The organism is Telluria sp. LT2P80 (genome assembly GCF_059685955.1).
Genome location: NZ_JCASIO010000005.1, coordinates 310,267 through 329,430 on the forward strand (window position 1 = coordinate 310,267; position 19,164 = coordinate 329,430).

Sequence of the window (19,164 nt, forward strand, 5' to 3'; positions counted from 1 at the left end):
CCCGGCTCAGACCACCCACAGGCCAGCACCTGCAAACTGGGCGTCGACCACGCCGTCCTGGTTCAGCCAGGTGGCGATCAGCTCGGCCCGCGTGTGGTTCGTCAGGTAGTTCTCCCAGCTGGCCTGGCCACCAGCCGCACCTGCGCTCAGGCCCGAGTTGTCGTACAGCGCCTGGACGAAGGCAGCATCGTCGATGCTGTCGTAACGCAGTTTGAATTCGGTGGTGGCGATGAAGTCCTGCACCAGCTGCGCCCCGTCGATGTCACGCCCTAGCCACCACTGGAAGCCCCCCAGGTCGCCGGCGCGGTCCAGCACCGTCTGGTACAACAGGCCGAGTTGCTTCACCTTCGAAGGCCCGTCCTGCAGGAAGCCGAGGTCCAGCATGCCGTCGCTGAAGTCGCCGATATCGATACCGCTCAGTTGGTCGAGATTGCCGCTCGCCTTGTGCTCCACATTCAGGCGGCCATCCTCATCAATGATGAACTTGTAGTCAGCGGTCTTGCCGGCATAGACCCCGATATCGGCGCCATCGTCGACAATCCAGTCCGTCTCGCGCACGACGGCCCCTGCGCCGATTAGGTAGCCATCTGCCGTGTTCCAGGCACGCTCGTGCTCGGCGCTTTGCGCGATCGCCACCAGCACGTCGGCGCGACTGATGGCCGGGGTAGTAGCGCTGCCGGTCAGCTGGCCGAGCCAGTAGGTGAGGCCCCCGCCATCGGGCGTGCGGCCAAAGGCGCTGCCATACACGGCGTCGATGAAGCCGGCATCGGACAGGGCGCTGCCGCTGGCGGCCAGCCATTCGGGCGATGCGAGGACGCGCGCGGCCACGGTGCCGAGCAGGACGCCGTCCTGCGCCCAGTAGGCCAGGCCGCCCAGGTCGGGGGCGCGGCCCAGGGCGGCGTGGTACAGCAGCGAGATGGACGACAGCATCGGCTTGTCGGCGCCGAGAAAAGCCAGTTCCGTGGCCGAGGCGTTCAATTCGGCCAACGTCAGCCGTTCTGTCTGGCCCGGTGCGAACAGCGCCGTTTCATGGCGCGCCGTCAGGGCGCCGCCGGCCGTGAGGTAGAACTCCCATGCGCCTTGCGTGCTGCGCCCGCCCTGAAGCACGTTGTTGCCGGCGCCGCCGGCGAGGCGGTCGTTGCCGATGCCGCCTGCCAGAATGTCGTTGCCCGAACCGCCATCGAGCAGGTCATCGCCGCCCGCGCTGCCGATGATGTCGTTGCCACCGCCGCCCAGAAGCGCGTCGTCGTCTACGCCTGAAAAGATATTTTGGATGGCATCGTCGCCCGTCACGAAGTTGCGCCCGGCACCGCCCCGCACGGTGACAGCGCCGACGATGGCGGCGAAGTCGACGTTGTTCAGCTGCAGCGTGCTGCCCGCAGGCAGGCCCGTGGCGTCGATGACCAGGCCGATCGCGGTGGCGTTCTGGTCGCCTCCCACCGGCGTGGTCGAACTTCCGTTGATCAGGATGGTCGGCGGCGAGTTCAAGCCGGGCGCTGCGGACAACACGATGGTCTGGCTCTGCAGCAGCGTGCCCGGCGCCAGGCTGTCGAGGAAGCCGGCGCCGTTGCCGGTCATGCCCGACTGGGCGCTGGAACCGTCTTCGGTCTGGTTCGCGATGCGGCGGATCAGGTCCAGCAGGGCTTGCTGGCTGGTGAGCAGGCTCGACGGCCCTTCGGCCCGCATGCCGGTGCCGACCGGCAGGCTGACCATCAGTTCGGTACGTGGACCCGTACCGGTGCCCAGGCCCAGCGGGATGTCGGCCAGGTTGCCATTCGGGGTGGCCGGATCGTCGCTGCGGGTGCCGGTAATGATGGGCACCGTCAGCGCCTGGCCGGCCAGTCCGGTGACCGGATCGACCGGCAGGATGTCGGTCTGCACCGCCACCCCATCGATCGTGTCCGACGCGGGCGGGTTGGTCGGCGGAATGACCGGCGGGGTGGTCTGCACCGCGTAGTTGGGCGAGGACGCATTGCCCCCACCGGGATTGCCGGCCAGGTCGGCCACGTTGGCCAGACTGACCGCAATGACGTTGGATGCTGCGCGAATGTTGGCATCCGGCGTGAAGGTCGCGCGCCAGGTCATGCCGGCATCGAGCGTGGTGAACGTGCCCAGGGCGCCATTGGGGGCCGTGACCGCCGACGCGTTAAAGCCACCGACGATCTCGTTGAACGCAATCGTCAGTTGCGCCGTCTCGCCAGCGCGCAGGTCGACGTCCGAGAGCGTGACCGTCGCCGTCGGCGCCAGCGTGTCGACCGCGTAGTTGCTGCTGGTTGCGTTGCCGGCGCCGCTGTTGCCCACGGCGTTTTCGATCCCCGCATAGTCCAGCGTCAGCACGTTGCTGGCCGCAGTGGCGCCCGGGTTCGGGGTCAGGGTCGCGGTCCAGGTGATGCCGTCGTTTGAGCTCAGCGCCGCTAACGTCCCGTTGGGCACGGTGACGTTGGCAGCGGTGAAGCCCGTCACCGACTGGTCGAAGACGAACGTGACGGTGGCGCTGTCGCCGATCCTGAGCGCGGTGTCGTCGATGGCGATGGGCTGGGCCAGCACAGGGCCCGCAGTGTCGACTGCGTAATTGCCGCTCTGCGCGCTGCCTGCCCCGGCGTTGCCTGCCAGGTCGGTCAGGCCGGTATAGTCCAGCGTCAGGACATTGCCGGGCGCGCTCGTGCCGGCGGCGGGGATCAGGGTCGCGGTCCAGGTGACGCCGCCGTCGGTCGACGCGAGCTGTTGCAGAGCCCCATTGGGCACGGTCACGTCCGCCAGGCTGAAGCCGCTCACCGCTTCGGTGAACGTGAAGGTGACGTTGGCGGTGTTCCCGCTGGTGAGTGTCGTGTCCGAAATCGAGATGCTCGAGGCCAGCGACGGTCGCACGGTGTCGACCTCGTAGTTGCCACTGCTGGCGGTGCCGGTGCCGGTGTTGCCGGCCAGGTCCGTGAGGCCGGTATAGTCCAGCGTCAGCGTGTTGGTGGCGTCGCTGCTGGCGCTGGCAGGCGCGAGAGTTGCGGTCCACGTGATGCCACCGTCGCTGCTCGTCAATGCCGACAGCGTGCCGTTGGGGACGGTGACGTCTGCGCTGGTGAACCCGGTCACGGCCTCGTTAAAGGTGAAGGTGACGGTGGCGCTCGAGCCGATCGCGAGCGTGGTGTCGGAGATCGTGATGGCGGACGCGAGGGTTGGGCGTGCCGTGTCGACCGCGTAGTTGGTGCTGGTGGCGGTGCCAGTGCCGGCATTGCCGGCCAGGTCGCTCACGCCGGCATAGTTCAGCGTCAGCGCATTGGTGGCATCGGTGACGTTGTCGAGTGGGGTCAGCGTGGCGGTCCAGATATGGCCACCGTCGGCCGACATCAGGTTCGACAAGGCGCCGTTGGCGACCGTCACATCGGCTACGGTGATGTCCTGCACGGCTTCGCTGAAGCGGAACGTGACTGTGGCCGTGTCGCCGGCCTTGAGCGCGGTGTCGGTCAGCTCGATGGCGCCCGACAGCGTTGGCGCCGTCTGGTCGACGGTGTAGTTCTGGCCGGCGGTGTAGCCGCCCGCGATGGGCTGGCCACTGCCGCTCTGGATGCCGGTACCGCTGGCGTTGAGGTCCAGGCGCAGCACACCGTCGCCGGTGATGTCGTTGACGGTGACGGTCCAGTTCGCGCCGCTGCCGGAGACCGCACCGATGTTGGCAGTGACGCTGCCGCCTGCCACGAGCGTGAAGTCGCTTGCGTCAACGCCGGTGACGCTGTCCGAGAACGTGACCGCATACACGACGCTGGTGGCGTTGGTCAGCTCGCTACCCACGCGCACGATGCTGGTGACGGCAGGCGCAAGGGCGTCGACCAGGATGCCGGCAGTTGCCCCGACGGCGTTGAGCGTGGTGGCCGCCGCATTGCCAGCCGTGTCACGGATCGTGCCACCGTTGAACGACAGCGGCCCATTGATGGCGATACCGTCGGCGTCGGCGTTGCCCGCAACGACCGTGTAGCGGAAGGTGAGGGCAGTGCCGCCCGAACCGCTCACGTAAGCGGCCTGCACCGTGCCGCCATTGTCGAGGGCGAGGGGAAGCGACGGCGTGCCGTTGGTGGTGTCGACCGTCACCGCCTCATTGAAGTTGACGGTGAATTCCAGCGGATCGCCCGCGCCATAGGTGGCCGACGCCGGCACCAACACCGACGTGACGGCAGGGGACGTGTAGTCGAAGGTATAGCTCTGGCCACTCGTATAGCCGGGTGCGGCATTGCCGGCGCTGTCGGCGATGCCGGTGCCCGCGTTCTTCAGATCCAGGCGCAGCGTGCCGTCGCCGCTGATGTCGCTGACGGTGACGGTATAGGCAGTCCCGCTGCCGGTGACGCTGGCAACGGTGCCGGTCGCGGCGCCCGTGCCGGTCAGCTGGAAGTCGCCAGCGCCAACGCCGGTGACGCTGCTGTCGAAGGTGACGGCGTACTGCACGCTGGTGGCATTGCTGGTCGCGGTGCCGATGCGGTTGATCGAGATCACAGCGGGCGCCAGGGTGTCGAAGGTCAGCGCTGGCGTAACGCTGGCGCCGCCGCCGCTGTTGCCGGCGGTGTCGGTCCAGGCAGCGCCGGCGACGCTGATGCTGGCCGCGCCGCCGTTCGTACTGGCGGTCGGCGTGAAGGTGGCGCTACGGGTCGCGCCACTGCCCGAGATGGCGCTCAGGGTACCGCCGCTGACCTGTACGTCGCCAACGCTGCCGTCCCAGGTGAACGTTGCGCCGGGGTCTTCGCTGAAGGTGAACGTGATGGTGGCTGTTTCACCGGCCTTGAGCGCCGCGCTGCTGCTGGTGATTGCCAGCGTGGGCGCGGTACGGTCCAGCGTGATGCCGAGTCCGGCGCTGAGCGTGCTGACCAGGCCGCCGCTGGCCGACGTGACCGTGGAATACACATTGTAATTGCCGTCAGCCAGGCTGGCGACATCGATGCCGTTGACGGTCCAGACGCCATTGTTGACCGTCGCCGTCCCCGTGGCGTCGGTGCCGGCGTCGTAGGTTGCATTGCCGTTGCTGTCAACGAACACCCGCACCGTGCTGCTGCTGTCGCCCGCGGCGCTGGTGCCGCTGAAGCTCAGCATGCCGGCGTTGGTGATGTTGTCGCTCTGCGAGACGCCGGTGTCGACGGCGGCGTTGCCCGAGAGGTCGGGGGCGCCAGGCGTGGAGGGCGCGACGTTGACGGTGATGGTGCGGGTGGCCGTGGCGGCGCCGTCGCTGACCTGGATGGTGAAGGTGTCGTTGCCGGCGAAGCCGGCATTTGGCTGGTAGGTCAGGGTGCCGCCCGGCGTGATGCTGGCGCCGCCGCTCGCTTGCGTGCTGGGTGAAAAGAACAGCGTCCCGTTCACGGGGCCGCTGTTCTGGGTCCAGGTCAGCGTCTGGGCGCTGTCGGTATCGCTCACGCGCAGCAGGCTGGAGAAATCGGTGGCGCCCGCGTTCGTCGTCAGCGCCAGCGGGGTATTCGCGCCCACGAAGGATGGCGCGGTATTCGGGGGCGGCGCGGTGCTGACATTGGCCACGGTGATGCTGTTGAAGTTGAGGTTGGCCGGCTCATTGATCTGCGTATCCGGCCCGGTGGCGACGATTTTCCAGGTGATGGTGATCGATGCGACCGCATTGTCCGCAAACGAGGCCCCGCCGTTCAGGATCGAACTCGCCGAAAACACATTGGTATTGCCGGGAATGTACGATCCACTCAGGACATGGCTGCCGTTGGTCTGGCCGCCGACATCCCTGGTGATGATCGACAACGCGCTGAAGCCCTGGAAATTTTCAAAGAACGAGAACGCCAGGTCCTTGAAGGTCAATGTGCTGACGCCCGCGCTGCCGCCGACCTTGATCGTGATGCTGCCGCTGGTATCGGGCGTGATCTGGTCGGCGGCGTACATGAGGGTGCCGTCGACGCCAATGCCGTTGCTGATATCGAATTTGTCGGAGAATCTGACGAAACCGGCGCCGCCCGAATTGGGCGGGCTGTCAGCGCCGCCAAAATCGTAGGTGCCGTCAGCCAGGCCGTTGACGGCCAGAAGGCCGGAATAGTTGCTGAGCGATAGCGTCGGCAGCGGATTACCGGCAGCGATTGCGCCGCTCGAGCGCTCGAGGGTCCAGTTGCCACCCAGCGCGGTGGCGCCCGTCAGATCGGTGGACGCGGCAACGTCGGCGCCGGTGGCGCCCGCCAGTGCATCGACAAATGCGGCGCCGGCCGTGCCTGCGCCGACCGAGCAGCCATACAGCAGGATATCGGCGTCGGCATGCAGGGCCTGCCGGATCGTTGCGAGGTCATCGGCGTGGCCGGACAGGTTGTCGCGGCGCAGTTGCAGCGCGCCGAGTGAGACAGCGCCTGCCCCGCCATGCGACACGATATGGAGCGCGTCGATCCCGCTGCGGCCTTTCAGTATGGCCGCCATGCCGGCCAGACCGTCCTGTCCAGGATCGAGCACATGCACCTCGGCGCCGGGCGCCAGACCGGCCAGCAGCAACTGGTAATCGGCGACGTCGGCCTCGACGAAGACGATGACGTTGGGCGCCAGCGGCAACGCGGCGTCGGACGGGAATAGCGAGGACGCGTCTGGATGGTTCATGGCGTGGAGATGAGAAACATCGAAAGGGAATTGCTGCGGCCGGGCGCCGCCAGCCAGTGCCGAGGCTACGGTCGGGGGGGATACACGCCCACCAGCGCAATGATGCATCGCACGGGCAGATACGGTTGCATATTGTTGTGCGCTTGGCTACCGCCGGCAGCCGACAGCGCCATCGGGTGCATGGCGACGTTTGGCGTGGGCGCAAACCCCCTGGTGTCCATCGGATTGCGGCCCGCCTTCGGCGTCTTGGTCCAGACGGCGCCGGTCGGATCGCTCGACGTTCCCTGATTGTCCAGCGCCTGGGGAACGTGCGTATGCGCTGGCATCTGGGCCGCCAGCAGCGTCACGGCCGCCTCGCCACCTTGCGTGCCCAATGGCCTTGGCGTCAGACCGGGGCCGGCGCCCTGGTGCATCGGCACGCGCCCGCTCAGGTTGGGCAGGGCGAACGTCGTGCTGCCATCGCCGCCATACACCGCTCCGATCACGCTGAACAGCACGGAGTTCTGCTGGATGGTCATGAGCTGGCCGTTGCAGTCGGCCCAGCCGTCAGGGGCGTACATGCCGCTGAAAATGCGTACTTCCCCGATGTAGGGATCCATGGATGTCTCCTTATGGGCGCGGTGGGTAGATACCCTGGATCGCGATGCAGAAACTGATCGTCAGGTAGGGCTGCATATTCTCGTGTGCCTGCGAGCCGCCTGCCGTGCTCACGGCACGGGCGCCCATCGCGACGTCGGGGGCACCTGCCGCATAGGTATCGGCACCTTGAGGCCAGACATTGCCCTGTGGCGGGATCAGCGTCGCTGTCTCTCCGGATGCCTGTACCGCATGGGCATGCATGGGCATCTCGTTGACGGTGAGCGTATGGCTGGCCTCACCGGCTGCCGCGCCCAGAGGATACGTCGACGACAGGTGCAAGGGGACACGGCCGCGCAGGTCGGGCAAGCCGAACACGGTGACGCCATTGCCGCCATAGTTGACGCCGAGCAGCGAGAAAAGGGCCTGATTCTGTTGGACCGGCAACAACTGGCCCTGGCAGGCAAGCCAGCCACGGGGAATCAGGCCGAATGAAAATGACCTGATTTCGCCCAGGAAGGGTTCAGCCATGAATGATTCTCCTGTTGTGTGCTGTGACGATCAGGCCGGGGACGGGAACATCCCCTGGATCGCAATGATGAATGTCAGCGCCATACACGGCATGAGGTTATCGTGGGACTGGTTGCCGCCCGTGGAGGAAATGGTGGCGGGGGACATTGCAACGAGGGCGGCGGCGTCGGCCGGTTTCTCGAATACCTGCTTTGCTGCCCATACATTGTTGGTGGGCAGAGGCTGATTTCCTGGCGCCGACTGGGCGGCGGGAAGATGGCCATGCACCGGCATCTGCGATGCCAGCAAGGTCACGCTTTCGGCGCCGCTTTTCTGGCCCAGCATGTAATTGCTTCCACGACTATTTCCCGTGCTGATTGGCACCCGGCCGCGCATGTCGGGCACCCCGAACGTGGTCGCGCCGTCGCCGCCATACGTCGTGCCGAGCAAGCTGAACAATGCTGGGTTATCCGATATCTGCAGCAGTTGGCCATTGCACATTGCCCAACCCTGAGGCGCATAGCCCCCGGCAAACATCCGGATCTCGCCCATGTATTGATCGGACATCGTGTCTCCTTGTTGTGGAAATGAATTCGCAATACAAGAAATACTACGGCGGCGCATGCACTGCGGCGCATTCGGCTTGGCTTTGGAAAATTCTACATCAAGGTTAGTTGCCATTACGCGGTCAATTTTAATTGTTGCGTCTGCGCGAAATTATCTGTAATCGGTCATTTTTTTAATGTGCCGCAAATGGCGATTTTCAAATGGTGGTATGTCGAGATGATTGGGAATTGAATATCCATTCTCCATCCACTATAAAAAATATCGATATAGATTTAAATCAAGATTGCGTACATTTTTTAATGAAAGAGCATAATTTTTCGCTCAGCAATTTGTTATGGCCATGGCCGGTCGGCGATCGGTTTTGCAAATGACGTGCAGTTTCCGGCATCGGTGCGTACCCGGATTTCATGGCAGCGCGCAGCAGGATCGGCGTGGCGCCGTTAAAATGTTGGATGCAGCAATTGCTGGTTCAACAGTTTTAGGGAGTCCTCGCATGACCGTTTCAGCCACTCCCGCAGTGTCCGTCAACAAAATCCGCGTCGGCATCGTCGGCGCCGGTACCTGGGCCGAATATGGCCACATTCCCTCGCTTGCCTTGCTGCCCGAGTTCGAACTGACGGCCGTCTACAGCCGCAGTGCCGACAAGGCCCAAGCACTGGCCGCGCGCCATGGCATTGCCAATCCCGTCACCTCGCTGCAGGCGCTCGTCGAGCATCCCGAGGTCGACCTGGTGCTGGTGCTGAACCAGGCGCCGCAGCACGAGGCAGCCATCCGCGCCGCCATCGCGGCCGGCAAGGACGTGTATTCGGAATGGCCACTGACCACCAGCACTGCCGTCTCGGCCGAGCTGGCAGCGCTGGCCGAGCAAGCCGGTGTGCGCCACGTCGTGGGCTTGCAGCGCCGCCTGTCGCCGGGCTACCGCTACATGAGCGATCTGCTGGCCGAAGGCTATATCGGCGAATTGCGTTCGGTGCGGATGCATGTCAGCGTCGACGCGTTCGGTGCGCGCCGCATGGGGTATCTGGCCTATACGGTGCCGACCGAGAATTTCTCGGACCTGCTGCCGATCTTCGGCGGCCACTTCCTCGACATCCTGTTCAAGCATTTCGGCTTCCCGCGCACGCTGAATGCGTTGACGGCCAACCAGATCCGGCAAGTGACGATCGTCGACACAGGCGAGACACTGCCGCGCACCAATCCCGACCAGGTGCTGTTGACCGGCACCTTTGCCAACGGCGCCGTGCTGACCGTGCAGCTCGAAGCGGGCAAGCGCAATAACGCCGGCGTGCAGATCGATCTGACGGGGACCGAAGGCGACCTGCGCATCACCAATGCGACCAGCTTCGGCCCCTCGGTCAATCTGATCGAAGGCGCGCGGGGCGACGCCCAGCCGTTGCAGGCGTTGCCCGTGCCGGCGCAGTACGACTGGTTGCCGGAGCATGCTCTCGGCGGCAGCGTGGCCGAGCTCGCCCATCTGTATGCGGCCTATGCCCGTGACGTGGAGGACGGCACGCAGTTGGCGCCGACCTTCCTTGATGCCGTCAAGATGCATGCGGTGATCGACGCGATCATCGCGTCCGACTGCAGCGGCAGCCGGGTCGATCTGTCCGACTTGGCCGGCTGATCCACCAGACGCCTTTTTCACTTTCTTTTGCGTCCGCTACGGCGGTGCATGCATCACGCATGCGCTGCCGTAGCGGCGTTCGCGATTGCATCACACATGACAACAACGACTTTGCCTCACCCCGACGAACTCCGTGATCAACCTGCCGCGCCGAAGCTGCCACTGAGCTCACTGCTGGCGCTGACGATGGTCAGCTTTGTCGTCATCCTCACCGAAGTCCTGCCCGCCGGGCTGCTGCCGCAGCTTGCTGCCAGCCTCGACAGTTCGCAGTCCGTGATGGGGCAGCTGATCAGCATCTACGCGTTGGGATCGGTCCTGGCCGCGATCCCGCTGGCGGCCGCCACGCAAGGCGTTGGCCGCCGCACCTTGCTGCTTACGTCGCTGGCCGGCTTCGTGATTGCCAACACGATCACCGCGCTGTCCACCAGCCTGGTGCTGATCTTTGTCGCCCGCTTCCTGGGCGGCGTGGCGGCGGGCCTGGCCTGGGCCATGCTGGTCGGCTACGCAGCGCGCATGGTCGCGCCGCAGCACAAGGGCAGGGCGATCGCCATTGCGATGGCGGGCACGCCGCTGGCGCTGACGGTCGGCATCCCGCTCGGCACCTATGTCGGCAACCTGGTTGGCTGGCGCATCGCGTTCGGCGCACTCAGTGCGCTGGCGGCGCTGCTGATGCTGTGGATCGTGCTGCGGCTGCCGGCGCTGCGCGCCATTCCCGGCCAACAACGCCAGAGCGTGGCACAGGTGTTCGCACTGCCCGGCGTGCGCACCGTGCTGGCGGTGCTGCTGTTGTACGTCGTCACGCACAACCTGTTGTACACGTATATCGCGCCGCTCGTGACGCTGGCCGGACTGGCGCCGCGCGTGGATTTCCTGCTCGCGCTGTTCGGCGGCGCTGCGTTGCTGAGCCTGCTGCTGGTGGGGACGCTGGTCGACCGCTGGCTGCGCCAGCTGGTCATGGCCAGCACGGGGCTGTTCTTGCTGGCGTGCGTCATGCTGGCGCTGTGGCCCGGCGTGCAGGCGGTGGTGTACGTGGCGATTGCCATCTGGGGACTGGCATTCGGCGGCGCCGCGACCTTGTTCGTGACATCGCTGTCGAATGCATCGGGACCGGGCCAGGACGTGGCGCAGTCGATGATGACGACGGTCTGGAATCTCGCGATCTTCGCCGGCAGCGTGGTGGGCGGCATGTTGCTGGGCCACTTCGGCGCAGCGTCGTTCGCCTGGGCTGCCACGGCAACGCTGTGCGCAACCCTGCTGATCATCTGGCGCAGCCGTGCGCAGTGTTACTGGCGGGGCGCCGCGGCGCGCGCCCCTGGTGGGTCCCGGTAATTTCTTGCTGGCCTATTTGCCCACGCCGTTCTTGATTTCGGGATCCGTGGTGGCAATCAGCTCGAACACGGGTGAGGGCGATTTGCCGGTCGACTGCTTGCTGAACACGAGAATCACGCCGCGTGTGGTGTGGGGAGCCACCGGAATGACCATGAACCGGTTGGCGTCAAACAGGCAGGCGCTCGGCAGGGGATCGGCGCTCACCGACAGGGTGCGCGCTACGCCCGCGTACAGCGTGACACTGCGGTCAAGCCGGTCGCCCGTCAGGTGCGTGTGCTGCAGAATGGCCTCGATATCAGGCTGGAACAGCATGACGCCATTGGCGTCGCCCCCGCCACGCCTGGCGTCGAGGTCCTTGGGGGAGATCTTTTCCCAATACTGCTCGCTGCCAGCCTGCGCGTAATAGAACACGTTTTCCACGCTGCCGTCGTCGGGAATGACGGGCACCACGAAGAAGATGGGGGCACTGCCTGGCACGGATGCGGCAATGGAGACCGGCGCTGCTGTTGTCATGGTGCGATCCTGGTTAGAACTGCTTTAAGAAATGCTGGCGATTGCGGCCGGTAGCCGCCTTGCGTCAGCGTTTGCACATCGGCGCCGGTGACGGCGCCTTCCCCTGCACATGCTCGTGCCACCAGCCAGGTTTCGCGCACGAAACCCGCCTGGCCAGTGTCGATGGCCGGCTGCAAGGCGCTGCGCGCCGCCTTGCACTGCGCGGCCGGATAGGGGCTAGTCGCCTCGCCGGCCTCGGCCTGCAACAGCAGCATGACGGCCCGTGCCTGCAGCTCCCGGCCCTGCCACAGATACGGGTGTTGCGTCATCAGGCCGCGGATGTCCTGGGCCGCCGCGCTTGCCACGGCGCGCGCTTTGGCCCAGTCGCGTGCCCGCAGCGCTTGCCCGGCGAGCACGAGGCGCGCCTGCACGGCGCTCTGGCGCCACTCGCGCATGGCCTGGCTGGCCTGGTCGTGATCTGCGATGCGGCGCTCCAATGCGGCCAGCCCGGCGGCGATGGGCATGCCGGCGTCCGCCTGCGCCAGCAGCAGGGCGCTGTCGGCCAGCAGGCTCTCGGCCTGCCAGAAGGCGTTGCCGGCGCCAGCGACCAGCGCCTGGCGCATCCAGTGCGCCCCCGCCTGTCTGGCCGCGATGGCGTCAAGGGGCCGGCCCAGCGCCTGCAAGGCTTCGGCGCGCCGGCTTTCGATGACGCCCAGGTCGCGCAGCCGCACTGCTTCGCCGGGGCGTGCCTGTTGCAGTCGCTGCTGGACGCCACGGGCGGTGTCGTACAGTGCCAGCGCGCGCCGGCTGCCGCCTTTCAGATGCGCCAGCTGGCCCAGCCAGGCGCGCGCGCTGGCAACCGCGTCCTGCGCGTCGATATCGTCCGGATGGTCGGCCAGCACCGCCAGCTTGAGCGCGAGCGATTGCTCGAAGCCGTGCTGCGCATCAGCCCAGCGGCCGCGCCGCATCGCGATCGAACTCAGGCTGCCGAGCGCATAGCCGAGCTCGGCCCTGGCCTGGGGATGCGCCGGCGCGGCGGCCAGCCAGGCCTGGCTGGCCGTCCGATAGCGGTTCATCTGCATGGTGGCATCATCCAGGCGGCCGGCGTCATAGGCGATCTGGCCCAGCCAGAACGCGCTGGCACCCAGCGTCTTGTAGTACTCGCCAGGATCGATGCCCGGCGCCGGCCCCATGGCCGCGAGCAGGGCCCAGGCGCGCGCCAGCGCCGTGCCTGCCATCGCGAGCTGCTGTGTTCCCCGGCTGCTGTTGACTTCGCCGATCACGACGAGCGCTTTGGCACGCTGCAGGGTGTCGGCCGGCAGCTCGTCCCGGACATCCTGCGGATTGAGCACCTGCAAGCCTTGTTCACCGATGCTGCCGAGCAGATCGAGTTTGCCGATCGGGCGCAACTGGTCGGCAAGCTCACCCAGCATGAACGTGGCCAGGCGCCGGCTCTGGCGCTCGCGCGCGGTCACGGTGTCGGCCAGCTGTGCGTTGTGCACGGCGACCAGGGCGGCGGTCAACGCCAGCGCCAGTGCGCCGACCAGTGCAGCCACGCGCCAGCGCGCCAGCGCCGTGAGACGCGCCTGGGAGCGCGTCACGAAGTCGTGCTCGTCACGTCCGAACAGTTGCGGCGCGGCGCGCACCGCATCCCGCGATTGCCACAGCAACGGCACCCGCGGCAACAGGCATGTCCTGGCACGGCCACTGTCCAGCCAGCGGCGCACCCATGGCCCGAGCTCGGCGCGGGCGCTCAGCGTCGCCCGGTGCTGGGCAATCCAGGCAGTGACCCGTGGCCACCGGCGCAGCAAGGCTTCGTGCGCCATGCGAAAGCCGATTTCTCCGCCGCCGAGGCGGTCCGCCACCAGCAGGCGCGCCTCGATCAGCGCATCGACCAATGCCCGCTCATGCACGTCGGCCAGGCTGGCGCCGGTGACCGAGCGGCTGCTGGGCGAGGCGTCGTCGGTCGACACGGTGACCAGACGCGGCAGCAGGCGCGACAGCGCCGCTTGCTGGGCGACTGGCAAGGCCGCCAGGATCGCCTCGGCCCGGCTGCCGATGGCGCCTTCCAGGCCGCCCAGCGCATCGTAGGCGGCCCAGGTCAGTTCGTCGCCCGGCGCACGCGCCAGGTACAGGGCCTGCAGCGTGTATTGCAGCAGCGGCAAGGCGTCGCCGGCCTGCATCGCATCGGCGCACAGGCGGTCGTCGAGCCGGTTCAGGCTGCTCGCATCGCTGCCGTAGGTCAGGTTGGCCGCGCGCGCGGGCAGGCGGATCATCTGCATGATGGCCTGGGCGTCGGGCGGGGCCAGGTCCATGTGTGCGCCGTGCTCCTTGTCATGCATGAACAGGCGATGGGACGACAGGCTGGGATAGACATCGTTGCGGCACACGGCCAGCACCAGCACCAGGCTGCTGCGTACCAGCCGCTCGATACAGTCGACAAAATCCTGCAGGCCCGCTGCGATGGCCGGGCCGAACAGGCCTTCCAGGCGGTCCAGTACCAGCAGCGGCAGGCCCTGATTGCCGGCGCGCCGCGCCTGCAAACCGATCCGCAGCAGCCGCAGCACCTCGTCCGGCTCGGCGCGCAGCAACGCCGCCAGCGAGGCAATGCTGTGGCCCGACAGCAGCGCGACATTGCCGATCTCCCAATCGAGCAGGGCGCCGGCCAGCGCCTGCCAGGGACCGGTCTCGTCGAGCGCGCCCAGGTCCAGTACCGTCGCAGTACAGGCCCGCACGCGCGTATCGCCGGGCACGCAAGCGGCAAGCATGGCGGGGATGAGGCCGGCCCGTACCAGCGATGTCTTGCCGGAGCCGCTGGGACCCAGCAGCACGACCAGCGCGTGGCCCCGCGCCTGCTGCTCACCGAGACGCCGATGCAATTGCCTGATGGCGTCGTCACGGCCGAAATACACGGCCGCGTGTTCCGTGCCGAATGGTTCCAGTCCCCGAAACGGCGACGCGCCGCGCCATGCGCCGCTCAGGCTGCGCGGCCCGCCGTCGGACAATACGCGGATCGGGGCGATCATCCGGTAGCCCTGCTTGCGGATCGTTTCGATGTAGCGGGGGCTGGCGGCGGCGTCCTGCAACGCCCGGCGCAGGCCGGCAATCGCCTTGTGCACCTGGTTGTCGCCCTGCACCTGGCCAGGCCAGCAGGCATCCAGCAGGGTATCCGCTGTCACGACCTCGCCGCTCCGACGGCACAATTCTGCCAGGACGGCCATCGGCCGTGGCTCCAGTGCGACCATGTCGTCGCCGCGCACGATCCGGTGCGCCGTCACGTCGATCGTCCAGTCGCCAAGCAGGAAGCGGCCGCCGTCGATCAGTGGGTCACTCTCTCGCAGCGCACGTAATTCCGGTGGTGATGCGTGGTTCAAGATCACTCCCTGAGGGTGGGTGAAGCGCATCCCGGTCGGCCGGGGCAGGCGGGCCTGAGCCCGCCGACTTTGTAGGCCGTCAATATCTCACGTGAAAGATGGTTTTGTATACCTGACAATCTTTTAGTTGCACTGATGGCCGTTATCTGGTTGGACGCCGCAATCGCTGGCTGCGCACGCCCGGGGGGCAGCAGGTTGCTACGGACGCTTTGATCAGCAGAATCAATGACTTGCCGTATCTGAAGGCGCGGGAAGGTAAACGGAAGGCAGCCATGCCGGGGTTGGCATAGGATCGGTTGGCACAGTGCGTACAGCGCGCGCTACAGGAGAGCACGATGAATCCCCCCGCATTGTCACTCATTACCGGAGCGCCGGCCGTGGGCAATGCGCCACGGCCATGCTCCGATGACGCCGTCCGCGAGACCTTGCAGCATGTGCTGACCAGCAAGCGATTTGCCAAGGCGCGCCGCTGCACGGCGCTGCTCGCCTATCTGGTCGAGCGCGCGCTGCTGTGCGACGAAACGGCTGCGTCGCCGCCGGAACACGAGATCGGCGTTGCCGTGTTCGGCCGCGATCCCGCATCGTATTTCCCCGCAGACGATCCCATCGTCCGCGTCCAGGCGGGACGCCTGCGCCTGCGCCTGACGGCGTATTACGCGGACGAAGGCGCCGCCGATACCTTGCGCATCACGGTGCCGCAAGGCCGTTACCATGCCCGCATCGCACTGGCCGAGAACGGGGCGGCGGGTCCCTTGGGCCTCGTCCCCACGCCGCTGTTGCTGTTCAGCCCACTCATCTGCCTGTGCGCCGACGCGCAGGCCGTGCACTTCACCGCAGGCCTGAACGACGAACTGGGATTCCGGCTGTACCGTGAACTGCATTCGCTCAGCCTGGCAAGCGGGGACCGCGCGTCGCCGCCAGCCGGGCATCCCCGCGCCCTCTACCTGCTCGAGGGCGCGGTGCGTCAGGACGCTTTGCTGCTGCGGGTATCGCTGATCCTGCGACAGGGGGCAGGAGGGGCAGGAGGGGCAGTGTTGTGGTATGCGCAGTTCGACCGCGCCCATGGCAGCGACCTTGGCAGCGACAACGCCATCGGCAACCAGGAGCAGATGGCCGCGCGCTGCGTGGCCGCGCTACAGGAACACCTGCCACGCTGCCTTTCCCTTCGGGCTCTGTAAGGCAATGGCGAGGTACCGGCCCATGCTGGCCATCGTGGTCAGTCACGCGCATCTGGTGGGCAGGGCCATGGATCTGCGCTTCATTCCCAGTCTCGAGACGACGGCGCTGATGCTGCGTGAAGGCCTGCTGCTGCGCCATACGCCGGATGGCGCCGAACTATGGTGCGATGCCGCGCAGGCGTCGGCGGCAGCGCAGCGGTTCGTCGTGCTGCCGCTGGTGTTCCAGGTATTCACGCGCAACGCCCGTGTGCAATCCTGCACCCACTGGCCGGTGGCACGCCCCCTGCGCTATGTCTGCGCCGAGGGGAAGGCGCATATGCAGGCGGAGACCCTGGCTGGCTCGGGCGCGTCCCGCCGCCCCTTGCTGTCGGTCGAGATCGACCACCGTCCGGCGCGCGATGGTGCCTGCGCCATGTACCGGATCGCACTGGCGGCGAAACGGCCTGACTGAAGGCCGGTACTACCGGCGATTCTTCCATCCTGCTGACTCTGTGCGTTGCCGGCAACAGTCGATCCGACCGGCTGTCCACCGTCTTGCGTCAGACCGACTGCGACGCCAGTTCACCGATCCGGACATGATCAGCCCGTGCGCTGAAAGGCCATGCGTCGGACCGATCAAAAAAAGATATAAAAACCATATACCTGACCTATTGACCTTTTAGGATTGAGCACCTACTATTGATTCGTCGGTTTGCCCGGCACGGTGCGCAAGACGCCGTACTCCCATTCTATTTACACCAACGATGGCGCGATGACAGCGTCACTGGAGACAGTCGTGAAATCAATGAAGGCCGCTTCGGCCGCTGCAGTCCTGCTCGTTTCAACTTCCGCCCATGCCCAGACCAGCGTCACCGTCTACGGCATCATGGACGCCTGCGTCGCCGTGTCGAGCAATAATGAAGGCCCGACGACGCAAATCTCCAGCGGTTGCGGCTACGGTTCGCGCCTGGGCTTTCGGGGCCAGGAAAACCTTGGCAATGGCCTGAAAGCCGACTTCACGCTCGAAAGCGGTATCAGCCTCGATAGCGGTGCGCTGGGCCAGGGCGGGCGTCTGTTCGGCCGCAAGGCGCTGGTCGGCCTGATTGGCAGCTATGGTCAACTGCATGTCGGCCGTGATTATTCGCCCACCTTCTACCTGGTGCGTCCGGTCGATCCATGGAAGCTGGGCATGGGCACCGCCTCGTCGACGATTTCCACCGGCGCCCGCAGTGATGGCCTCGGCCGCAATGACAATGCCATCGTGTACACCAGTCCCACGATGCGTGGCTTTACCGTCAAAGGGTCGTATGCACTGGGCGAGTCGGCCACCGAGCATTCGCGCGCCCGTGACGCCAGGGGCGTGCTGGTCAGCTATACCGACGGCAAGCTGCTGGCCGGCATTGGCTTCAGCTCGAACGCCAATGCGCAGGACAATGGCAACGACAAGACGGCAACAATCGGCGCCAGCTACAAGTTCACCTCGATCGAGCCGGCGTTCCTGTACCAGGTTGGCAAGTGGGAAGGTACGCGCAGCGCGGCGGCGCCTGCGCTGCCCAATGCCTTCTTCAGCCGCGATTACGACAGCCTGATGGTCGGCTTCACGCTCCAGCCGGGCGGCCAGGGCGGGCGCTGGATCGCCAGCTACAAGCGCTATAACGACAAGACCGTGCGCGACTTCGATGCGCAGCAAGTCACGGTGGGCTACAAGTACGAGCTGTCCAAGCGTACCGAACTCTACACCGCATATTCCCGCGTCAGGAACGGCGACAACAGCCAGTACGCCGTGGTCGATGCGAATACGACCTACGGTCCGGTCAATCCGGGCATGCATCCATCGACGTTCTTCGCCGGCATCACCCACCGGTTCTGAACGGCCAATCATGTTCATCGAACAGACCCGGAGAATGTCCATGCACAATGCTTTCAGACGCGCCGTGACACTGTTGCTGGCCTGCGCCGTCGCCGGTGCGCCACTGGCGCAGGCCGCCGAACCCGATGCTGCCCGGCTTGCAGCCGCCCAGCGTGAGGGCCATCTGCTGTGGTACACGACCCTGCTCGAAGAGGCCTGGGCGCCGATCCGGCAGGGCTTCCAGCAACGCTACCCCGGCATCGACGTGCAGGTCGTGCGCGCCGCCGCGCCGGTCAATGCAAAAAAGGTCATCGACGAACACACGGCTGGCGCGGTCAAAGCCGACCTGTTTGACGGCAGCTCGACCGCCGGGCTGCTGATGGCACGTGCTCTGGTGCAGCCGTACATCTCGCCGTCCGCCAGCACGATCCCGGCGCAGTTCAAGGACCCGGACGGTCACTGGACCTCGACCGTCCTGTACTACATGACGATGGGGTACAACCCGGCCATGATCAAGCCGGCCGATGCACCGAAGACCTGGGATGACTTGCTCGACCCGAAGTGGCAGGGCAAGATGGCCTGGAGCGCCGAACTGGCGCCGACGTCGGCCCAGGGACTGGTCGGCAACGTGCTGCTGTCGATGGGCGACGAAGCGGGCATGGCTTACCTGCGCCGCCTCTCGGCCCAGCGCATCGCCAATATCCAGATCAATCCGCGCCGCATCGTGAGCATGGTCGCGCGCCAGGATTATCCGGTTGGCTTGCAAGTAATGGTGCATCACACGGTGATGGCCCAGCGTGAAGGGCAGAACGTGAACTGGGTGCGCATGGAGCCATTGACAGCGACGGGTAATGCGATCGGTATCGTCAAGGGTGGGCCGCATCCCAATGCCGCGCGCCTGATGGTCGATTTCATCCTGTCCGAATCCGGGCAGAAGCTGCTCAAGGCAGCCGACCACATTCCATCGAACCGCATCGTCGACAGCGGCTTTCCGGAGCTGGACGACGTGAAGGTCCGCTTCATTTCGCCCGTGCAGGCAGCGCAGAACAACGACAAATGGAATGCCGTACTCAAGGCGCTGTTTGTCGAACCGGTGCAGCAGTTCAAATAACAGGGGAC

Annotated in this window: 12 protein-coding genes; 6 read left to right on the top strand and 6 right to left on the bottom strand. The window is 66.1% G+C overall.

Features of this window, described 5'->3' with window-relative positions:
• Positions 1-6: 6 nt before the first annotated feature.
• The 4 genes from AC56LW_RS15605 to AC56LW_RS15620 all read right to left on the bottom strand — a co-directional run bounded on the left by AC56LW_RS15605 (position 7) and on the right by AC56LW_RS15620 (position 8,334).
• Entirely contained in the window at positions 7-6,567 is a 6,561-nt protein-coding gene (locus AC56LW_RS15605; RefSeq protein WP_499635779.1) for an Ig-like domain-containing protein, read from the bottom strand.
• Positions 6,568-6,632: 65 nt separating this feature from the next.
• Entirely contained in the window at positions 6,633-7,166 is a 534-nt protein-coding gene (locus AC56LW_RS15610; RefSeq protein ID WP_499635782.1) for a phage tail protein, read from the bottom strand.
• A gap of 10 nt (positions 7,167-7,176) precedes the next feature.
• Positions 7,177-7,674, bottom strand: a complete 498-nt coding sequence (locus AC56LW_RS15615) for a phage tail protein (RefSeq protein ID WP_499635784.1) — start codon at positions 7,672-7,674, stop codon at positions 7,177-7,179.
• 30 nt (positions 7,675-7,704) lie between these two features.
• Positions 7,705-8,334 (bottom strand): phage tail protein, encoded by a 630-nt coding sequence (locus AC56LW_RS15620; protein WP_499635786.1) that lies wholly within the window; start codon positions 8,332-8,334, stop codon positions 7,705-7,707.
• A 379-nt stretch (positions 8,335-8,713) separates the two neighbouring features.
• Between AC56LW_RS15620 and AC56LW_RS15625 the strand changes: the two genes are divergently transcribed.
• Positions 8,714-9,844: a Gfo/Idh/MocA family protein gene (locus AC56LW_RS15625; protein ID WP_499635789.1), complete on the top strand. Its 1,131-nt coding sequence runs from the start codon at positions 8,714-8,716 to the stop codon at positions 9,842-9,844.
• A 96-nt stretch (positions 9,845-9,940) separates the two neighbouring features.
• Positions 9,941-11,173 (top strand): MFS transporter, encoded by a 1,233-nt coding sequence (locus AC56LW_RS15630; RefSeq protein ID WP_332530095.1) that lies wholly within the window; start codon positions 9,941-9,943, stop codon positions 11,171-11,173.
• A 12-nt stretch (positions 11,174-11,185) separates the two neighbouring features.
• Here AC56LW_RS15630 and AC56LW_RS15635 read toward each other — a convergent pair whose 3' ends face one another.
• Positions 11,186-11,686 carry a hypothetical protein gene (locus AC56LW_RS15635; RefSeq protein WP_332530096.1) on the bottom strand — a complete coding sequence of 167 codons (501 nt, stop codon included), beginning with the start codon at positions 11,684-11,686 and terminating at the stop codon, positions 11,186-11,188.
• Positions 11,683-15,039, bottom strand: a complete 3,357-nt coding sequence (locus tag AC56LW_RS15640; protein ID WP_499635793.1) for an nSTAND1 domain-containing NTPase — start codon at positions 15,037-15,039, stop codon at positions 11,683-11,685. The genes AC56LW_RS15635 and AC56LW_RS15640 overlap by 4 nt, the downstream gene beginning before the upstream one ends.
• Before the next feature lie 335 nt (positions 15,040-15,374).
• Between AC56LW_RS15640 and AC56LW_RS15645 the strand changes: the two genes are divergently transcribed.
• The 4 genes from AC56LW_RS15645 (at position 15,375) to AC56LW_RS15660 (ending at position 19,156) form a co-directional block, all read left to right on the top strand.
• On the top strand, positions 15,375-16,217 hold the full coding sequence (locus tag AC56LW_RS15645) for a hypothetical protein (RefSeq protein ID WP_499635796.1): 843 nt from the start codon (positions 15,375-15,377) through the stop codon (positions 16,215-16,217).
• Positions 16,218-16,284: 67 nt separating this feature from the next.
• The gene (locus AC56LW_RS15650; RefSeq protein ID WP_499635799.1) at positions 16,285-16,668 is read left to right on the top strand and encodes a hypothetical protein; all 384 of its coding nucleotides are present in this window, start codon (positions 16,285-16,287) and stop codon (positions 16,666-16,668) included.
• A gap of 333 nt (positions 16,669-17,001) precedes the next feature.
• Positions 17,002-18,066, top strand: coding sequence for a porin (locus AC56LW_RS15655; RefSeq protein ID WP_332530141.1), 1,065 nt, complete (start codon positions 17,002-17,004; stop codon positions 18,064-18,066).
• A gap of 40 nt (positions 18,067-18,106) precedes the next feature.
• Complete coding sequence (locus tag AC56LW_RS15660) at positions 18,107-19,156, top strand: ABC transporter substrate-binding protein (RefSeq protein WP_499635802.1); 1,050 nt, start codon at positions 18,107-18,109, stop codon at positions 19,154-19,156.
• Positions 19,157-19,164: the final 8 nt, after the last annotated feature.

Excerpts from the sequence above, each read along its gene's own strand:
- AC56LW_RS15605 (WP_499635779.1), bottom strand. The coding sequence starts at position 6,567 with ATGAACCATCCAGACGCGTCCTCGCTATTCCCGTCCGACGCCGCGTTG.
- AC56LW_RS15610 (WP_499635782.1), bottom strand. The coding sequence starts at position 7,166 with ATGGATCCCTACATCGGGGAAGTACGCATTTTCAGCGGCATGTACGCC.
- AC56LW_RS15615 (WP_499635784.1), bottom strand. The coding sequence starts at position 7,674 with ATGGCTGAACCCTTCCTGGGCGAAATCAGGTCATTTTCATTCGGCCTG.
- AC56LW_RS15620 (WP_499635786.1), bottom strand. The coding sequence starts at position 8,334 with ATGGCAACTAACCTTGATGTAGAATTTTCCAAAGCCAAGCCGAATGCG.
- AC56LW_RS15625 (WP_499635789.1), top strand. The coding sequence starts at position 8,714 with ATGACCGTTTCAGCCACTCCCGCAGTGTCCGTCAACAAAATCCGCGTC.
- AC56LW_RS15630 (WP_332530095.1), top strand. The coding sequence starts at position 9,941 with ATGACAACAACGACTTTGCCTCACCCCGACGAACTCCGTGATCAACCT.
- AC56LW_RS15635 (WP_332530096.1), bottom strand. The coding sequence starts at position 11,686 with ATGACAACAGCAGCGCCGGTCTCCATTGCCGCATCCGTGCCAGGCAGT.
- AC56LW_RS15645 (WP_499635796.1), top strand. The coding sequence starts at position 15,375 with ATGAATCCCCCCGCATTGTCACTCATTACCGGAGCGCCGGCCGTGGGC.
- AC56LW_RS15650 (WP_499635799.1), top strand. The coding sequence starts at position 16,285 with ATGGATCTGCGCTTCATTCCCAGTCTCGAGACGACGGCGCTGATGCTG.
- AC56LW_RS15655 (WP_332530141.1), top strand. The coding sequence starts at position 17,002 with ATGAAGGCCGCTTCGGCCGCTGCAGTCCTGCTCGTTTCAACTTCCGCC.
- AC56LW_RS15660 (WP_499635802.1), top strand. The coding sequence starts at position 18,107 with ATGCACAATGCTTTCAGACGCGCCGTGACACTGTTGCTGGCCTGCGCC.